Origin of the sequence: Gracilibacillus ureilyticus (assembly GCF_900111195.1) — a bacterium.
GTDB lineage: Bacteria > Bacillota > Bacilli > Bacillales > Amphibacillaceae > Gracilibacillus > Gracilibacillus ureilyticus.
In genome coordinates, this window is the sequence record NZ_FOGL01000009.1 from 26,344 (window position 1) to 44,016 (window position 17,673).

The window sequence follows — 17,673 nt, forward strand, 5'->3', positions numbered from 1 at the left end:
CATGCTATCAACTTAATGTCCGTAACGTGGACAGGAAACGGCAGGTATTAACTGCACTTCAAACTAGCTTCAATGGCCATTGCATTTAGGATTTCTTCCAGCCTAAGGAAATCCTTCTCTTGAAACGGTAGCCATCTACTCGTGTTCTTCTACGTTTTTAATATATGACTTCGCTAGCATATTATAGAGAATTTTTGCCTATCTGTCAATTTCTTTTATTTGTCTGAACACTAGCGGAACGGCGACCCTGCCAACTGCAAGCAGAGGAATCGCCAGAATCATTCCAATCACTCCGGCAATTTTCGCTGCAATGAACAATGTCAAGATTAAGTAAACAGGGTGTATGTGCATACTTTTTCCGACAATAAATGGTGACAGTAAGTTCCCTTCCGCTAATTGAACTGCCATTACAACGATTAGCACATACCAGACCATATTCGGGGATACGGTAAATGCAATCAGCAGTGCAGGAATTGCTCCAATAATCGGTCCAAAGTATGGAATGAAATTGGTAATCCCGATAATGGATGCGAGTAACAAAGCATATTTCATCCCGATCCATTTCAGCAGGAAGAAACTTAACAGGCCGACAAGAAAACAGACCAGAATTTGTCCGCGAATATACTGACCTAAGCTGTCCTCCATCTTATCAGCCAAATGAATAGTAAAAGCCTGATATTTTGACGGAATGATACAGAGCACACTTTGCTGTAATTTCTGGTAATCTTTTAAAAAGTAAAATGTTAATATCGGAATAACTGCGATCATAATAAACATATCAAAAAGCACATTGATGTTTTTCATCAGCAATGTGATCCTGTCGGCAAGGTTTGCTTCCATTTCCGTCAAAAAAGCGTCCAAACGGTCATGAAACCCTTCCGGCAGAAATGACGTCTGGTCATATAGGTCATAAATAAATAAACGGTAGGCGTTCACAAGGTTCGGTATGTTTGTCTGAAACTCCTGAATCTGCTTGATCATCATTGGCAGCGAATAATATACAGCTAAACCAGCCAGAACGAAAAAAAGCAAAAATATCGCTAATATGGCGACAGGACGAGGTATTTTCTGCTGATGCAGCCACTCAACAACAGGATGCAGTAAATAAGCTATTAGCCCCGCGATTAAAAACGGCAGTGCGATTTGAAAAATAATGATTAATATATGTTGATAAAATGGAAACAATATAATCATTAAATAGAGAAATAAGACAGTCAAACAGAGAATAATCAACTGTAGCGTGATCCGAATCTTTTTGGTTTGGTCTGCCATTATTAATACCTTTCCAGCTTTCTTTCTTCTTCTGGAAATAAATCATTTAATGAGCTTAATGACCCATCCAGTTCTACTTCATGCAAATGAAGGACATTATTCTGGATGGACAGTTCTATATAACAATTCCAGCAATAATACTGATTGGAGCCGATTATCCCAATATCCTTACTGCGGCAATTTGGACAAATCACAAGATGTTCCCTCACTTTAGCGTTTTATCCGTAATTATTTCCAACAGCGCAGTAATTATACGTAAGTGTATAATTAATTTTCCCGCATATTAAGATTTTTCCTTTCACATATACCCAAATCCAAACTCGTTCATTTCTAGAGAATGCCTTTTCCTCCCCGTCAGTATTGCCCGCTATTCCATAAAATCATAGGGTGAAAAAGTTTCCTGTTCGATTTTTACTGCTAACAGTTTTTCATCTGCTGTCAATTCATGCTGCGCTTCTTTTTCCATGCCAAACAGTTCTTCCAGATATGTTACTAAAGAGGTGAACCGTTTATTCGTATCTTCCGTTTTCACGCCACGCATAAACGCATCTTTATCTCCACAGATAATTAAGGATTGTTTCGCACGGGTGATCCCTGTATAGATCAGATTTTTTCTCAGCATCCGGTTATATCCGTGAATAACCGGCATAATCACAATTTGAAATTCACTTCCCTGAGATTTATGAATCGATGTACAATAAGCATGCATGAGATTGATCAGATCTGCTTTGCCATATGCCACTTCCCGCTCATCATAAGCGACTACCAGCTGTTCTTCCTGTTCTTCCCCTTCATCCTTTTCAAAAATGGCGACAACTTCCCCGATATCACCATTAAACACGCCATCCTCTGCCTGGTTTACAAGCTGAATGACTTTGTCCCCTTTGCGGTAAACCGTATCACCGAAACGCATTTCACGGGCACCGCTTGTTTTCGGGTTCAAAATGGCCTGAAGTTCTTCATTTAACTTATGGATACCAGCTTTCGAGCGGTACATTGGTGCCAGCACCTGAACCTGCTTCGGATCGACACCTTTCTCATATGCCTTCTTCACAATTTGTTTCACAATATCAACTACCTGGTAATCAGAGCATGGGAAAAAATTAAAATCATTGGCTTTTACGAGATTTTTCTCCTCTACTTGCCCATTTTTAATCTCATGTGCAAGCTGAATGATTTTTGAGCCCTCTTTTTGCCTGTACACTTCTTTCAGTTGAATGGATGGTATCACTTTACTTGCAAGCAAATCTGATAATACCTGTCCTGGACCGACAGATGGAAGCTGATCCTCATCTCCGACAATTAGTACCTGCATGTCGCTCGGAATGGCACGGAAAAGCTGATATGCGAGCCATGTATCGACCATCGAAAATTCATCAATGACGAGAATTTTACCTGAAAGCTGATTATCTTCATCTTTATCAAAAGTTTCATGGCCATCCCATCCTAATAACCGGTGGATTGTCATACTTTCAATTCCGGTAGATTCTTTCATCCGCTTTGCCGCTCTTCCGGTTGGTGCTGTTAAGACAAACGGATATTCCGATTCATCCTCATAATCTGTCTTGTCCAGTGACACATCATGAATCTGTGCATAGGCATTAATAATCCCTTTAATAACAGTCGTCTTCCCCGTTCCCGGTCCTCCTGTTAAAATCATCAGTTTTTCTGATAAGGCTGTTTCAATTGCCTCATATTGCTCTTTGCCATAACTGATCACTTCATCTTCTTCAATTTTGCCTACAATCTTAAGCAATTCTGCATCAGTAAAAGTTTTTTCCAGCTTTTTATCCGCAATTCGCTTTATCTGAGCACAAAAGCCTGTTTCTGAGTAATAAAGGGATGGTAAATAGGCTTTTCCGTCTGTGACAATGATTTCTTTCTCTTTGTTCAATTCTACTATCTGTTCTGTCATTTTATCTGGAGAAATCTCGTTTGCGACACCTTCTAAAAGCTCATCCATCTTTTGAAGCATATAATCAAGCGGCAGATAAACATGGCCGTCCTGGAGACTGTTTTGCAGCACAAAAACACAGGCTGCCTGCAGTCTTTGTGGATGGTCCACAGTTATGCCGTTTTGTCTGGCAATCTGATCTGCCCGCAGAAAGCCGAAACCGTCCACTTTAAAAACAAACAAATAAGGGTTGTTCATTAAGTGATCCAATGTCTCTTCCCTGTACGCACTGTACATTTTCTGAGCCATCTTCAGCCCGAATCCATATTTTGAAAGTTCAATCACAATATGCTCGAAACCTTGATTTTCCTGTAATATCTGATAGATTTTCTCCTGCTTTTCATCAGGCAGTCCCTTCACCTGTGCAAGCACTTTTTTGTCATTTAATATTTGGGACAAAGCCGTTTCACCAAGGGTTGTCACAATCCGCTCCGCTGTTTTCTTACCAATACCCGGGAAGAGATCGCTCGACAGATAGGCAATGATTCCTTCTTTGGACTCTGGCAGAAAGCGCTGGTAACTGTCTACCTGAAATTGTCTTCCAAATCGTTTGTGCTCCACCATTCTCCCGTAAAACTCATAAGTTTCTCCGGGATCAAGCCTGCGGAAATACCCTTTTACGACGATCTCCTGTTCGTCCACGTTCTGATTCGTCTCAATTACTTTAATTTTAGCAATGGAGAAATGTTCGTTCTTATTTTCAAAAATCGTATGAATCATTTCCCCTTTTATGAAATTTTTCTGTTCAACGATTTGTTCTGTCTCCATTGCTAAAGATCCCCTTTACTTACTCATTTTCCTCTAACATTTTTTCAATTTGTGTCTTGCCGTTTCCTGCCAGTAAATGATCAGGCTGAATCGCCAATGCCTGATTGAAATGTGCAAGAGCCTGATCGACATTATCCTGATACAGACTGATCACACCTAAATTATAGTGTGCATCACTATGTTCCTCTTCTAATTCCAATACTTGCTGAAAAATGTCTTTCGCCTCTGCCAGCTGTTCCGTCTGTGCCAATGCAAGTCCATACTGGAATACCACATCCGCATCGTCCGGCTCCATTTCTGCCGCCCGCTGTAAATAAGGCAGAGCGAACTTAAATTTTTCATCATACAAACAAGCCATCCCTAACATAAAGTAAACATCGGCTTCTTCCAGGCCCAATGAGAGTGCTTTCTGGTATTGATCCCTCGCCTGTATGAAATCATCCTGTTCAAAAAATACATTTCCTAAACCGTAAAAAGCGGTAGCTGCTTTTTCATCAAGCTCTGTTGCTTTCCGATAAAACCGTTCCGCCCGCTCATAGTCCTTCATATGTAAAAGCAGGTTACCGAAATTAATATAATGTACCGGTTCACCCGGATGTTGATCAATTGCCTCTGTAAAATATTTCGCTGCTTCTTCTAATTTTCCTTCTTGCATTAATTGAATGCCTTTATCCATTTCTGTCATTATCGTAAAACCTCCATAATTCTATTCTACTTGAACTTCACGAAAAAATTAAGAAAAAATTCATATACTTCATAAGGTAAAGTCAAAGAAAATCCGAACCATTCACTTTTGAAATAGTCCGGATTCGGTTCGTTTATCACAGTCTGTCAAAGCCCACTGAGTAAACAGTATAATTCGTCTTTCGGGAAAGCAAGATTTCTCATCTTACCCAACATAGTCCAGCGCCTGATCGTTTTTAATCACTTCATCGATTGTCCCGCCACCGAGACAAACTTCTTCCTGATAAAAAACGACTGCCTGTCCTGGAGTGATAGCACGTTCGCTGTCATCAAATACTACTTTCGCTGTACCATCCGGATTCGGATAGACCGTTACACCTGTATCAGTCTGGCGGTAACGGAATTTTGCTGTACAATGAAACGGTTCTGCAGGGGTTTCATTGATCCAGTTAATATCAACAGCTGTCAAGCCGTCAGAATATAATGCTTCATTTTCATATTCTTCACCAACATACAGAATATTACGTTCCAGATCTTTTCCAACAACGAACCACGGTCCGCCTGAGCCGCCGATTCCAAGCCCTTGTCTCTGGCCGATCGTATAATACATCAATCCGTCATGCTCGCCTTTTACTTCACCATTCAATGTCATCATTTTACCTGGCTGTGCAGGAAGGTATTCACTTAAAAATTCTTTAAAGTTTCTTTCACCAATAAAGCAAATTCCTGTACTGTCCTTTTTAGTCGCTGTCGCGAGGTCATGCTCTTTCGCAATTCTGCGGACCTCTGATTTCGGCAGATGACCTAACGGGAACATCACTTTGCGCAGGACGTCTTCAGATAGCTGATTCAGAAAATATGTCTGGTCTTTATTCTCGTCAACACCTCTCAGCATCTCGACACGGTCACCATCGCGTCTGATTTGTGCATAATGTCCTGTTGCTACATAATCAGCTCCAAGTGATAATGCATGCTCCAGAAATGCTTTAAACTTAATTTCCTTGTTGCACATCACATCAGGGTTCGGCGTCCGTCCGGCTTTATATTCATCAAGGAAATATGTGAACACTTTATCCCAGTACTGCTTCTCAAAGTTCACCGCATAATAAGGGATATCTAATTGATTACAAACTCTTACAACATCATCAAAATCTTCTGTCGCTGTACAGAAACCTGTTTCATCTGTATCATCCCAGTTTTTCATAAAAATACCTACAACATCATAACCTTGTTCTTTCAGCAGAAGTGCAGTAACAGAAGAATCCACTCCTCCGCTCATTCCAACAACTACTCTTGTATCTTCCGGTTTTTTCATGATCTTCACCACCTTTTATTTTGTTAATCGCCCGACAATCTGACCGACCTTCTCTGCTGCTTCTATCACATTTTCTTCATTATTGGCAAGACCGAAGCTGAAACGGATCGAATTGGTCGTACATGGACTATTCTCTGAAAACATTGCTGCAAGGACATGTGACGGCTCCACAGACCCTGCAGTACACGCACTTCCGCTTGAGGCCGCAATTCCGCTCAAATCAAAATTCGTTAACAGCTGCTCCACATTCGCTCCGGGAAAACTGATATTGACAACGTTCGGAACACGTTCACTTTCATTTCCATTAATAGAAAAATCAACAGCTGACTGCTTTAGTTTTTCCAAAAATAATGTACGGTATTTTTGATACTTGTTCACTCGTTCTTCACGCTCTTTGACGGATATTTCTATCGCCTTCTGAAAACCAGCCACACCTGCTACATTCTCTGTACCTGGTCTTCTTTTGCGTTCCTGTTCCCCACCGTATTGCTGTGCAAATATTTTCGTATCCGGATGTACATAAAGGAATCCGGAACCTTTAGGACCGTTAATCTTATGGGAAGACACTGTCAGTAAATCCACACCAAGTGCCGTTACATCAATTGGCAAAAGACCGTATGCCTGAACAGCATCTGTATGGAAATATGCCTGATGTTCTTTCAAGAGCTCCCCGATTTCCTGAACCGGCTGAATGACACCAGTCTCATTGTTCACCATCATGACAGATACCAGTATCGTTTCCTCACTCAATGACTTTTTTAACTGTTCCATATCAATTGTCCCGTTTTCCAGTACATCGAGATAGGTTACCTCATACCCCTGTTTCTCTAAAAAACGGGCCGCATGAAGTGTCGCATGGTGTTCGATCTTCGTTGTTATAATATGTTTTCCCATATTTTTATTCGCTTCAGCTACACCAATTATTGCGAGGTTATCTGCTTCTGTTCCGCCACTTGTGAAAATAATGTCTTTCTCACTTGCATTAATTGACTTCGCTGCTGTTATTCTTGCCCGATCCAGAATTTGTCTCGCTTTTCTCCCAAATGAATGGACACTTGACGGATTACCGAAATTCTCTTCCATTGTCTCCACCATCACTTGCAATACTTCCGGATGGATTGGCGTTGTCGCAGCATGATCTAAATAGATTGCTTTCATTTTAGTCAGTCCTTCTTCTTAAATGTAGAACATATACGGATCCTGGGTTCCTTTTTCACCATATGTCGATAAATCTTCCAATGTCGTTGTGTCCAGTACATCTTTTACTGCATCTCTGATTCGAATCCACAACTCCTGTTTTGCAGGCTCTTCATCCTCAATTCCCTCTACAGGAGTAATCGGACCTTCCAGGATTCTGATAATATCCCCTGCCGTAATTTCCTGAGGCTCTTTTGCTAAAACATAGCCGCCATATGCACCCCTGATGCTTTTCACAAGGCTAGCATTTCGAAGTGGTGCAACAAGCTGTTCCAGATAATGCTCAGATAACCCATTTTCTTTTGCAATTGTTTTAAGGGACATCGGACCATTTCCATTATTTTTCGCCAATTCGATCATAATAGTCAGTCCATATCTTCCTTTCGTTGATATCTTCATATTTGCACCTCATTTTTTATTTATCCTATCTATTTCAATTAGTTTTCATATGTGTCATTAGTTGCTATTATAGCATGAATGGTATAATTGTTGCTGAATGACGATTTTGTTTTTTCCATTCTATTAACGGATTTTTTAAAACCTTACAAAATAATTAGTCTAAAAAATTGAGACAAATATGTCAAGTTTACTGTTTTTCACAGCAAAGAATTATGTAATCAAGAAGAAAGGATGATTGGATGTCAACACAACCTTTAGCATTTCGCATGAGGCCAAAAAATATTGATGAAGTAATCGGACAGACCCATTTAGTTGGTGAAGGAAAAATGATCCGCAGAATGGTTGATGCAGGCAGGCTCCATTCCATGGTATTATACGGCCCTCCTGGGACAGGAAAAACTTCAATGGCAATCGGAATTGCGAACAGTATGAACATTCGTTATAAGTTGTTAAATGCTGCCATACATAAGAAAAAGGATATGGAAATAGCGGTCGAAGAAGCAAAGATGAGTGGACAGCTTGTTGTCATACTTGATGAAGTTCACCGTCTGGACAAGGCCAAGCAGGATTTCTTACTGCCACATGTCGAATCCAATTTAATTACACTGATCGGCTGTACCACAAGTAATCCCTATCATTCGATTAACCCTGCGATTCGCAGCAGAACACATATTTTCGAACTGCACCGCCTGGAACAGGAAGATGTAAAAAAAGCGGTTCAGCGAGCGGTTAACGATAAGGTGAACGGGCTTGGGGAGTTATCAATTGAACTCGAATCAGAAGCAATCGAACATTTCGCCAATGCTGCTAATGGAGACTTACGGGCAGCTCTTAATGGTCTCGAGCTTGCGGCATATTCCACCCCGAGGGATTCGGACGGGAAAATTGTCATCGATCTGGAAACAGCGGAAGCCTCCATGCAAAAGAAAAGTTTTTCCCATGACAAGGGAGGAGATGCTCATTATGATGTACTTTCGGCATTTCAAAAATCGATCCGCGGAAGTGACACCGATGCAGCACTTCATTATTTAGGCCGCTTAATAGAGGCGGGTGATTTAGATAGTATTGCAAGACGGATGCTTGTCTGCGCCTATGAAGATATTGGTCTAGCAAATCCCCAGGCAGGACCGCACACGCTTGCCGCCATAGAATCAGCAGAGCGTGTCGGTTTCCCTGAGGCAAGGATCCCCCTGTCTGTTGCGATTATTGAATTATGCCTGTCACCTAAGTCGAATAGTGCCTATACTGCACTTGATGCAGCACTAGCGGACATCCGCAAAGGAGATACAGGCGAGATACCGTCCCATCTAAAGGATGCTCATTACAAAGGTGCCCAGGCTTTAGGACGCGGTGTTGACTATAAATATCCACATGCCTATGATGCCGGATGGGTAAAGCAGCAGTATTTACCGGATAAAATTAAACATAAGCAGTATTACCACCCGAAAGACACAGGAAAGTTCGAGAAAAATTTAAAACAAATTTACCATAATTTAAAAAAATAATGTTTAAAACACTCCTTTCTGGTCAGAATAATAGATAAGCTCATGTGAGGACCGATTATGAATCTATTGAGAAATCTTTTAATATATGAGACAAGTTAGGAGTGGAATTTATGGCCAAAGTACGCCAGGACGCATGGTCACATGAAGATGATTTATTATTAGCAGAAACAGTGCTGCGTCATATCCGTGAAGGCAGCACCCAATTAAAAGCATTTGATGAGGTTGGAGATAAACTAAACCGTACATCCGCTGCATGTGGCTTCAGATGGAATGCGGAAGTAAGACAAAGTTATGAACAAGCCGTTCAAATTGCGAAAAAGCAGCGCAAAGATAGAAAAAGAGCTTTAGTTAATCAGGAAAGAAGCACGAATACGAATATGAATCTGCATCTTCCAGAGGAAGAGACAGATGATATTGATATTACAAATAAAGATAGTCATCTTTTGTGGAACTGGGAATCTAGCCAGACAAAAGCCGTCCAGGAAGTGGAAAATAATCCAATGGACCTCGGACAGGTTATCCGCTATTTACAAACTCTGAAGAAAGAACAACAGCAATTAAAATACTCTCAATCTAATATGGAACGCCTGATTCAGGAAAAAGAACAGCTGCAAAACCAATTAGAAATGAAAGAAAAGAGAGTAAAAGAGTTAGAAAGAGAACTGATGACAATGAATGAAGACTATCAAGCTTTTATGCAGATAGTGGAACGTGCTAGAAAAATGGTCGTATTTGATGAGGAACAGCCCCGCCCTGTCCCTAAATTCCGTATGGATAAAAACGGGAATCTCGAACAAGTTGCTAAATAGACATTAATGTATAAGGCAGAAAGTATGTAAAAAAAAGTGAAAGTTAGCGCAACTGGTTTTGTTGAGAAGTAATATTTACTCACAACATGCAATATAATATAATGAAAAAGTACATCTACTAAATAGATGTACTTTGTTTGTTTAAAATCGGCAATCCCAATCGTGCCGTCGCAGTTGATGAAGTTTTGAACCCGCTCTCGGCAGGTGGGTGCCCTGTCTTACAGTTCATGCTTCCACTCTTATTACGTAAGTAATGTGGCATGCACTAGATATAAGAACATCAGGCTCCCGTAGTTAATGGTGTTCGGTCAAAACGCCATTTGTCCGACGTACACATCAGGATTGTTAACTTGTTATAATCATAGCATACTACTTCGGTTAATTCAAGCATACTAGTTTACAATTACTTTACAAATTATCATCTAATTATTTCAATTTTAAATGTAATTCGTTTAATTGTTTCGGGTCAACTGCACTTGGTGCTTCTGTCATTGGATCTGAAGCAGAAGCGGTTTTCGGGAACAGAATAGTATCACGTAAATTCGTACGTCCTGCAAGCAGCATAATCATCCGGTCAAACCCTAATGCAATTCCTCCATGTGGCGGTGCACCATATTCCAGTGCATCCAGCAGGAAGCCAAACTGCTCTTCTGCTTCTTCTTTTGTGAATCCAAGTTTTTCAAACATCTGGTTTTGCATTTCTCTCTGGTAAATACGAAGTGATCCCCCGCCCAATTCATAACCATTTAACACTAAATCATATGCCTGTGCCCGAACGTCAGCAGGGTTGGAATCAAGTTTCTCGATGTCTGATTCAAACGGCATCGTGAATGGATGGTGTGCTGCATGATAACGGCCAGCATCCTCATCATACTCCAGTAATGGCCAGTCTGTAATCCACAGGAATTCAAATTTACTGTCATCAATTAACTCATGATCTTTGGCGAGCTTTAACCTCAGTGCACCTAATGTGTCATAAACAACCTGACCCTTATCTGCAACGAAGAACAATAAGTCGCCAGCATTGGCATCAAGCAATGAACGGAATTGCGCCTGCTCTTCTTCTGAGAAGAACTTAGCAATTGGACCAACTAACGCATCCTCTTCTACTTTCAGCCATGCAAGACCTTTCGCTCCATAGATTTTCGCGAAATCTGTCATATTATCCAAATCTTTTCTTGAATACTGATCTGCTTTTCCTTTTAAATTCAATCCGCTGACTTTACCGCCATCTTCTACAGCCTGACGGAACACTTTAAAGCCGGAATCTTTCACAACTTCAGATAATGTTACCAGCTCCATGTCAAAGCGTACATCCGGTTTATCTGAACCAAAACGCTCCATTGCTTCATCATAAGGCATACGCTTGAATGGTGCAGGGATATCCAGCCCTTTTACTTCTTTCATCACTTTCACCATCATTCGTTCTGTCATTTCGATAATTTCATCCATGGATAGGAAAGATGTTTCGATATCAATCTGGGTAAATTCCGGCTGGCGATCTGCACGCAAATCCTCATCACGGAAACAGCGGGCAAACTGATAATATTTTTCAAAACCTGCTACCATTAATAACTGTTTAAACAGCTGCGGTGATTGTGGCAATGCATAGAAATACCCTTCATGCACACGGCTTGGCACTAAATAATCACGTGCTCCCTCCGGTGTACTTTTCGTCAGCATTGGTGTTTCCATTTCAAGAAATGCTTCTTCATTTAAAAACTGGCGAATCGATTGTGTTACCTGATGACGTAATTTGAATGTTTCCTGCATTACATCACGGCGTAAATCCAGGTAACGGTATTTTAATCGAACATCTTCTGATACGTCCACATCATCTGTTAAAGAGAATGGCGGATTTTTTGATTCATTTAATACACGAATGCTGTCCGCGAATACTTCAATGTCGCCTGTATCGATTTTCGGGTTTACTGTTTCCGCATCACGCTCAACTACTTTTCCTGTTACTTCAAGAACATACTCACTTCTTACACTGTCAGCAATATCGAGTGCATCTTTGGAGATTTCTGCATTAAAGACAACCTGGACAATACCTGAACGATCACGAAAATCGATGAAAATAATTTCACCAAGATCCCGGCGTTTTTGTACCCACCCTTTTAATACTACTTCTTCATTAATATGTTCTTTTCTTAGTGATCCTGCTAATGTACGTTTTGACATTGTTACATGTTCCTCCTTAAATAATTCCTTTGATATATGAAATTAATTCATTTAATCCGATATTTTCCTGATCGCCTGTTTCCATGTTTTTTACTGCGATGATATTATTTTCAAGCTCCTCTTCCCCTAAAACGAGAACGAAACGGGCTTTTAATCTGTCTGCAGCTCTAAACTGTGCTTTCATTTTTTTATCCTGATAATCTTTATCTGCCTGCACACCGGCTTCCCGCAATTTCTGCAAAATGGACGCTGCTTTTACTTTTGTTTCATCACCAAAAGCAATCACATAACAGTCAAGACTTTGATCAATCGGCAGCTCTATATTTTCCGCATCCAGTGCCATTAGCAGACGTTCAATACTTAAGGCAAATCCGATACCCGGCGTTTCCGGGCCTCCAAGCTCCTGGACTAATCCATTGTATCTTCCTCCACCAGAAAGAGTCGTAATTGCTCCAAATCCTGCCGCATCACTCATAATTTCAAATGCTGTGTGATTGTAATAATCCAGTCCGCGCACAAGATTTTTATCAATCACATAAGGAATCTCCATTGCATCTAAATATGCTTTCACCTGATCGAAATAATCTCTGGAATAATCATTTAAAAATTCCAAAATGGATGGTGCTGTCGCCATTGCTTCGTGGTCCCGGTCCTTTTTACAATCAAGGATGCGAAGCGGATTTTTTTCCAGCCTTGTCTGACAGTCACTGCACAGCTCATCTTTTACAGGAGAAAAGTGATCAATCAGTGCCTTCCGGTGATTATTACGACTTTCATTATCACCTAAACTGTTTAAAACTAATTTCAATGACTTCAGGCCAAGCTCCCTGTATGCACTCATCGCAAGGGCAATTACTTCTGCATCAATTGCCGGGTCTTCACTTCCTAATGCTTCCACACCATACTGAACGAATTGTCGCATTCTTCCTTGCTGTGGTCTTTCATATCGGAACATTGGTCCAATATAAAATAATTTTACGGGCTGGTTCGGGGATCCGAATAATTTATGCTGGACAAAAGAACGTACTACAGAGGCTGTCCCTTCCGGTCTAAGTGTTATACTGCGGTCACCTTTATCTGTAAAAGTGTACATTTCTTTCTGGACAATATCTGTGGTATCTCCTACACCCCGCTGGAAGAGTTCTGTATGTTCAAATATTGGTGTCCGTATTTCCTGGTAATTATAATTTTTGCTCAAGCCTTTTAATTTTTCTTCAACATATTGCCACTTTTCTGTAACGCCAGGTAATAAATCCTGTGTTCCTCTAGGTCCTTTCACAAAATCTCCTCCTTTTTATAACAAAAACTTTTATTCCATACAGTAGAAAGATATCTGTCAGGGTATTACAGCATACAAAAAGACTCCCATCCCTAATCAAAGGGACGAGAGTCTTACCCGTGTTGCCACCCTAGTTGAAGCATAAAAACACATACTTCCACTCAAACAGTTAACGCCTGTGCACGTTCATACCTACTCCATTCAGTATGACACTTCCGGAATGTCTTTCATAAAGGCAGTCAGCAAGAATTCTTTCAGCCTGGGGAATTCTCTCTCTCCGCTTCTTTTCCTCTATTACTCTTTCCTTCATAAGCTTTTGATTCGATCAATTTCTACAATTGTTTATATCATAATCGTTTTAAAATACTTTTGTCAAGTTGGTTTCTCCATTTTCCTGACTTTTTGTGTGGAATGTAAAGTGATACCAAACTGTGAAGCAATTTCTGTCTGATAATCCCTTCGTTTGAATTCAGGAAAATGATGCAACGGCTGTGTACTCATATCGCTTGAAAATAGATTCTTCTGCTGTTTCTGACTTAGCTTCAATTCTGGAATCCCCTTTCACTTCCAACAATTAACTAATTTTGGTACGATACATAATAAGGTGAACCTTATCAGGCATAACTTGCAATGGAAGGAGCGTTTTATTTGGGTAAAAAAGGATGGATTGCGATTCTGTTCGGTTTGATGCTTATTTTTTCCTCTTCATTTATAATTTATGCAAAAGATGCATATATTGATGGAGAAAATTTAAATGTACGTAACGGACCAGGGACAGATTTCCCTGTGATTGGACAAGTACATCCACCAGATGTATATCCAGTTTTGGAAGAAACAGAAGGATGGGTAAAGATTGAGTATCAGCAGGAAACTGGCTGGGTAGCAAAAGATTATGTAACAATAAAGGAAAAGACCGAGGTAAATGAAAAAAGTTCCCGTGAAATTAAGGTAGATCCATCTCCCGTTGCAAATATAAAACCAAAAGGCCTTGAAGGGAAAATTGTTGTAATAGATCCTGGGCATGGCGGACGGGATGTTGGTGCAATTAGTGTAATGGAGAAATATGAAAGCAGCTATACGTTAAAGACAGCCGAAATTTTAGCAGATTTATTAAAGGAACATGGTGCCATTGTGAAACTGACAAGGGAAGATGACAGGTACATATCACTTCTGAGCCGCAGTACATATTCTAACACACTGCATGCAGATGTCTTTTTAAGTCTCCATTATAACAGCACCCCTGATTATCCGGACGTATCCGGTGCAGGGACTTTTTATTACAATGATCGTGATCAAAAATTAGCAGAACTCGTTCAGCAGGCGATGATTACAGAGACGGAGATGGAAGACAGAGGAGTCATGCAGGCAGATTTACAAGTATTACGCACAAACCACCGTCCCGGCTTATTACTCGAACTCGGTTTTATCTCCAATGAGCAGGAAGAAGAACATATCCAATCAGAGATTTTCCAGAAAGCTATGAGCAGAGGGATAGTCACAGGGCTGGCACAATACTTTCAATAGAAGCAATATATAAAGAACCATCCATCTAACCTATATGGTAAAGATGGATGGTTCCTGATCATCTGTCAGCAGATTCCAGTGTAATGGTGACAGGACCCGTATTCGTAAAAGATACGTCCATCATTTCTCCAAATGCCCCTGTCTCCACATGGATTCCTTCGTCTTTCAACTTGTTATTTAATGATTCATATAAAGCTTTCGCCATATCCGGTTTAGCTGCCTGCATGAAGTTTGGTCTTCTCCCTTTTCGGCAGTCACCGTACAATGTAAATTGGGAAATGGATAAAACAGCCCCTCCCACATCTTTTAATGACACATTCATTTTTTCATTCTCATCCTCAAATACGCGAAGATGAATGATTTTATTCACTAAATAATCCACATCTTCCTCTGTATCGGTATGGGTAACTCCGACAAGTGCAACAAATCCTTCATCAATTCTGCCGATTGTTTCCTCATTAACCGTAACAGAAGCATCTTTTGCTCTTTGTAAAATGACTTTCATTTGTCTGTAAAACTCCCTTATTGAATCGTACGTTCCACTGTATACACATCTTTAATCTGCTTCAGCCTGTCAACAATACGTCTTAAATGGCCGATATTGTGAATCAGTATGGTCACATGTATAATCGCAATTTTATTCCTGTCAGAACGCCCATTCACTGCGATAATATTGGTTTTAGTTTCATTAATCACCTGGAGAACATCATTCAGTAAACCCCGGCGGTCATAGCCTGAAATCTCCAGATCCACATGGTATTGCTTCGATTCCGATTCTTCATTTTCCCAGTTGACTTCCATCAAACGGTCTTTCGCTTCATCTGTCTGGACATTCGGGCAATCTTCCCTGTGGACAGAAACCCCGCGTCCTTTCGTAATATAACCGACAATTTCATCACCAGGGACAGGATTACAGCATTTGGACAGCCGGATCAACATGTTATCGACACCCTCGACATGGACACCGGAGTCCCGCTTCGGTTTTTTCTTCAGGTTTTGTCCGCTCGCATTTACTTCCTCAATGGTATCTTCAATTTTTTTATTCTTTTCCTGCTCCTCACGAATCTTCTCCGTTAAGCGTGTAACAATTTGTGCCGCTGTTATCCCATGATAACCGACTGCTGCAAACATATCTTCTTCTGAAGAAAAACTGAATTTATCCATTGCTAACTGAATGTTATCTTCTGTAAGAATTTCCTTTGGTTCAAAGCCAGCTAACTTTATCTCCTCTTCAACAAGTTCCCGGCCCTTAGTAACATTTTCATCACGAAGCTGTTTTTTGAAAAATTGCTTAATCTTATTTTTAGCCTGCGAAGTCTGTGTCATTTTCAGCCAGTCCTGGGAAGGGCCGTAAGAATGCTTGGATGTCATTACTTCGATAATATCGCCATTTTTCAAAGGAAAATCAAGTGGCTCCATTTTGCCGTTTATCTTGGCACCAATCGTATGATTGCCGACCTCTGTATGAATTTTATATGCAAAGTCAATCGGCACGGAACCCCTCGGCAGTTCAATTACATCACCCTTAGGTGTAAACACATACACCATATCTGAAAACAAATCGACTTTTAATGATTCCATAAATTCTTCCGCATCATGGGCATCATTTTGCCATTCTATTATTTCACGGAACCATGCCAATTTATCTTCGTTTGATTGTTTGGCAGGGTTAATTTTCTTTCCTTCTTTATATGCCCAGTGTGCCGCAATCCCGAACTCTGCAATCTCATGCATCTCTTTTGTCCGGATCTGCACCTCGAGCGGTGCACCTTTTGGTCCGATTACCGTTGTATGCAAGGATTGATAGAGATTGGCTTTCGGCATTGCAATATAATCTTTGAATCTGCCTGGCATTGGTTTCCAACATGTATGAATAATACCGAGCACCGCATAACAATCTTTAATACTTGATACAATAATTCGAACTGCCAGAAGATCATATATTTCATTAAACTGTTTCTTCTGCAGCATCATTTTGCGGTAAATACTGTACAAATGTTTCGGCCTTCCTGAAAAATCAGCATGGATATTCACTTCATCCAGCTGCTTTTTCACTTCCTGCATAACTTCTTCAATATAATACTCCCGCTCTTCCCGTTTTTGCTTCATCAAATGAACAATACGGTAATACTGCTGCGGGTTTAAATAACGCAATGCCGTATCTTCCAGTTCCCACTTGATTGCCGATATACCGAGTCTGTGGGCAAGTGGTGCAAAAATCTCCAAAGTCTCATTGGATATCCGGCGCTGTTTTTCCATCGGCAAATGCTTTAATGTCCGCATATTATGCAGCCGGTCCGCTAATTTAATCAGAATCACTCGAATATCTTTAGCCATTGCGATAAACATTTTCCGGTGATTTTCTGCTTGTTGTGCTTCCTTAGACATATATTTAATTTTCCCCAGCTTTGTAACACCATCGACAAGCATGGCTACTTCTTCATTAAAAGCTGACTGAAGATCCTCTATCGTAACAGAAGTATCTTCCACTACATCATGAAGAAAACCTCCTGCTATTGTCTCAGGATCCAGTTTTAAATTAACCAATATGCCAGCTACCTGAACAGGATGAATAATATAAGGCTCCCCTGATTTGCGAAACTGCCCTTCGTGAGCTTTTTCAGCATACTGATAGGCATGTTTGATAAACTTTATATCTTCATCATTTAAATATTCCTCTGCTTGCTCAAAAATATCTTCAGGCGCTAAAATTTTATCTTTTGCCATGTTATCACCTTTTAGTTTCAGACTTCCCACATCAATGTGTTTTTACTATCATAACA

15 protein-coding genes, 1 other RNA gene and 1 other annotated feature are annotated in these 17,673 nt (G+C 40.4%); of the genes, 3 read left to right on the top strand and 13 right to left on the bottom strand.

All coding sequences use genetic code 11. The features are described 5' to 3' along the window. Nucleotides 1-198 precede the first annotated feature (198 nt). The 7 genes from BMW36_RS09875 to cymR all read right to left on the bottom strand — a co-directional run bounded on the left by BMW36_RS09875 (nucleotide 199) and on the right by cymR (nucleotide 7,589). Complete coding sequence (locus BMW36_RS09875) at nucleotides 199-1,272, bottom strand: AI-2E family transporter (RefSeq protein ID WP_089740718.1); 1,074 nt, start codon at nucleotides 1,270-1,272, stop codon at nucleotides 199-201. A gap of 2 nt (nucleotides 1,273-1,274) precedes the next feature. After that, nucleotides 1,275-1,466: a hypothetical protein gene (locus BMW36_RS09880; protein WP_175480407.1), complete on the bottom strand. Its 192-nt coding sequence runs from the start codon at nucleotides 1,464-1,466 to the stop codon at nucleotides 1,275-1,277. A gap of 173 nt (nucleotides 1,467-1,639) precedes the next feature. Further along, nucleotides 1,640-3,994: an SF1B family DNA helicase RecD2 gene (gene recD2 / locus BMW36_RS09885; protein WP_089740720.1), complete on the bottom strand. Its 2,355-nt coding sequence runs from the start codon at nucleotides 3,992-3,994 to the stop codon at nucleotides 1,640-1,642. 19 nt (nucleotides 3,995-4,013) lie between these two features. Then, nucleotides 4,014-4,679, bottom strand: coding sequence for a tetratricopeptide repeat protein (locus BMW36_RS09890; RefSeq protein ID WP_089740721.1), 666 nt, complete (start codon nucleotides 4,677-4,679; stop codon nucleotides 4,014-4,016). Between the two features lie 204 nt (nucleotides 4,680-4,883). After that, nucleotides 4,884-5,993 carry a tRNA 2-thiouridine(34) synthase MnmA gene (gene mnmA, locus BMW36_RS09895; protein WP_089740722.1) on the bottom strand — a complete coding sequence of 370 codons (1,110 nt, stop codon included), beginning with the start codon at nucleotides 5,991-5,993 and terminating at the stop codon, nucleotides 4,884-4,886. A gap of 15 nt (nucleotides 5,994-6,008) precedes the next feature. Next, nucleotides 6,009-7,151: a cysteine desulfurase family protein gene (locus BMW36_RS09900; protein ID WP_089740723.1), complete on the bottom strand. Its 1,143-nt coding sequence runs from the start codon at nucleotides 7,149-7,151 to the stop codon at nucleotides 6,009-6,011. Nucleotides 7,152-7,169: 18 nt separating this feature from the next. Further along, the gene (cymR, locus tag BMW36_RS09905) at nucleotides 7,170-7,589 is read right to left on the bottom strand and encodes a cysteine metabolism transcriptional regulator CymR (RefSeq protein ID WP_089740724.1); all 420 of its coding nucleotides are present in this window, start codon (nucleotides 7,587-7,589) and stop codon (nucleotides 7,170-7,172) included. 239 nt (nucleotides 7,590-7,828) lie between these two features. On the opposite strand from cymR, the gene BMW36_RS09910 reads away from it, so the two are divergent. Next, nucleotides 7,829-9,094, top strand: coding sequence for a replication-associated recombination protein A (locus BMW36_RS09910; protein WP_089740725.1), 1,266 nt, complete (start codon nucleotides 7,829-7,831; stop codon nucleotides 9,092-9,094). Between the two features lie 110 nt (nucleotides 9,095-9,204). Then, the gene (locus tag BMW36_RS09915) at nucleotides 9,205-9,903 is read left to right on the top strand and encodes an RsfA family transcriptional regulator (protein ID WP_089740726.1); all 699 of its coding nucleotides are present in this window, start codon (nucleotides 9,205-9,207) and stop codon (nucleotides 9,901-9,903) included. A gap of 149 nt (nucleotides 9,904-10,052) precedes the next feature. On the opposite strand, the gene ssrS is transcribed toward BMW36_RS09915, so the two are convergent. From ssrS to BMW36_RS20350, 4 genes are all read right to left on the bottom strand, one after another. Next, nucleotides 10,053-10,249, bottom strand: a non-coding RNA gene (gene ssrS / locus BMW36_RS09920) — 6S RNA. Nucleotides 10,250-10,329: 80 nt separating this feature from the next. Next, nucleotides 10,330-12,087, bottom strand: a complete 1,758-nt coding sequence (aspS, locus tag BMW36_RS09925) for an aspartate--tRNA ligase (protein WP_089740727.1) — start codon at nucleotides 12,085-12,087, stop codon at nucleotides 10,330-10,332. Between the two features lie 16 nt (nucleotides 12,088-12,103). Beyond that, nucleotides 12,104-13,366, bottom strand: coding sequence for a histidine--tRNA ligase (gene hisS / locus BMW36_RS09930; protein WP_089740728.1), 1,263 nt, complete (start codon nucleotides 13,364-13,366; stop codon nucleotides 12,104-12,106). A 97-nt stretch (nucleotides 13,367-13,463) separates the two neighbouring features. Next, nucleotides 13,464-13,685: a binding site (T-box leader), on the bottom strand. 53 nt (nucleotides 13,686-13,738) lie between these two features. Beyond that, nucleotides 13,739-13,912 carry a hypothetical protein gene (locus tag BMW36_RS20350; protein WP_175480408.1) on the bottom strand — a complete coding sequence of 58 codons (174 nt, stop codon included), beginning with the start codon at nucleotides 13,910-13,912 and terminating at the stop codon, nucleotides 13,739-13,741. 102 nt (nucleotides 13,913-14,014) lie between these two features. Between BMW36_RS20350 and BMW36_RS09935 the strand changes: the two genes are divergently transcribed. After that, entirely contained in the window at nucleotides 14,015-14,890 is an 876-nt protein-coding gene (locus BMW36_RS09935; RefSeq protein ID WP_089740729.1) for an N-acetylmuramoyl-L-alanine amidase family protein, read from the top strand. 58 nt (nucleotides 14,891-14,948) lie between these two features. Here BMW36_RS09935 and dtd read toward each other — a convergent pair whose 3' ends face one another. Next, a complete protein-coding gene (dtd, locus tag BMW36_RS09940; RefSeq protein ID WP_089740730.1) occupies nucleotides 14,949-15,395 on the bottom strand; it encodes a D-aminoacyl-tRNA deacylase in 447 nt (148 codons plus the stop codon). 17 nt (nucleotides 15,396-15,412) lie between these two features. Continuing rightward, nucleotides 15,413-17,617: a RelA/SpoT family protein gene (locus BMW36_RS09945; RefSeq protein ID WP_089740731.1), complete on the bottom strand. Its 2,205-nt coding sequence runs from the start codon at nucleotides 17,615-17,617 to the stop codon at nucleotides 15,413-15,415. Between the last annotated feature and the right edge of the window lie 56 nt (nucleotides 17,618-17,673).

Bases quoted from the DNA above. Each gene is read 5' to 3' on its own strand.
- BMW36_RS09875 (WP_089740718.1), bottom strand. From the start codon at position 1,272: ATGGCAGACCAAACCAAAAAGATTCGGATCACGCTACAGTTGATTATT.
- recD2 (WP_089740720.1), bottom strand. From the start codon at position 3,994: ATGGAGACAGAACAAATCGTTGAACAGAAAAATTTCATAAAAGGGGAA.
- BMW36_RS09890 (WP_089740721.1), bottom strand. From the start codon at position 4,679: ATGACAGAAATGGATAAAGGCATTCAATTAATGCAAGAAGGAAAATTA.
- mnmA (WP_089740722.1), bottom strand. From the start codon at position 5,993: ATGAAAAAACCGGAAGATACAAGAGTAGTTGTTGGAATGAGCGGAGGA.
- BMW36_RS09900 (WP_089740723.1), bottom strand. From the start codon at position 7,151: ATGAAAGCAATCTATTTAGATCATGCTGCGACAACGCCAATCCATCCG.
- cymR (WP_089740724.1), bottom strand. From the start codon at position 7,589: ATGAAGATATCAACGAAAGGAAGATATGGACTGACTATTATGATCGAA.
- BMW36_RS09910 (WP_089740725.1), top strand. From the start codon at position 7,829: ATGTCAACACAACCTTTAGCATTTCGCATGAGGCCAAAAAATATTGAT.
- BMW36_RS09915 (WP_089740726.1), top strand. From the start codon at position 9,205: ATGGCCAAAGTACGCCAGGACGCATGGTCACATGAAGATGATTTATTA.
- aspS (WP_089740727.1), bottom strand. From the start codon at position 12,087: ATGTCAAAACGTACATTAGCAGGATCACTAAGAAAAGAACATATTAAT.
- dtd (WP_089740730.1), bottom strand. From the start codon at position 15,395: ATGAAAGTCATTTTACAAAGAGCAAAAGATGCTTCTGTTACGGTTAAT.
- BMW36_RS09945 (WP_089740731.1), bottom strand. From the start codon at position 17,617: ATGGCAAAAGATAAAATTTTAGCGCCTGAAGATATTTTTGAGCAAGCA.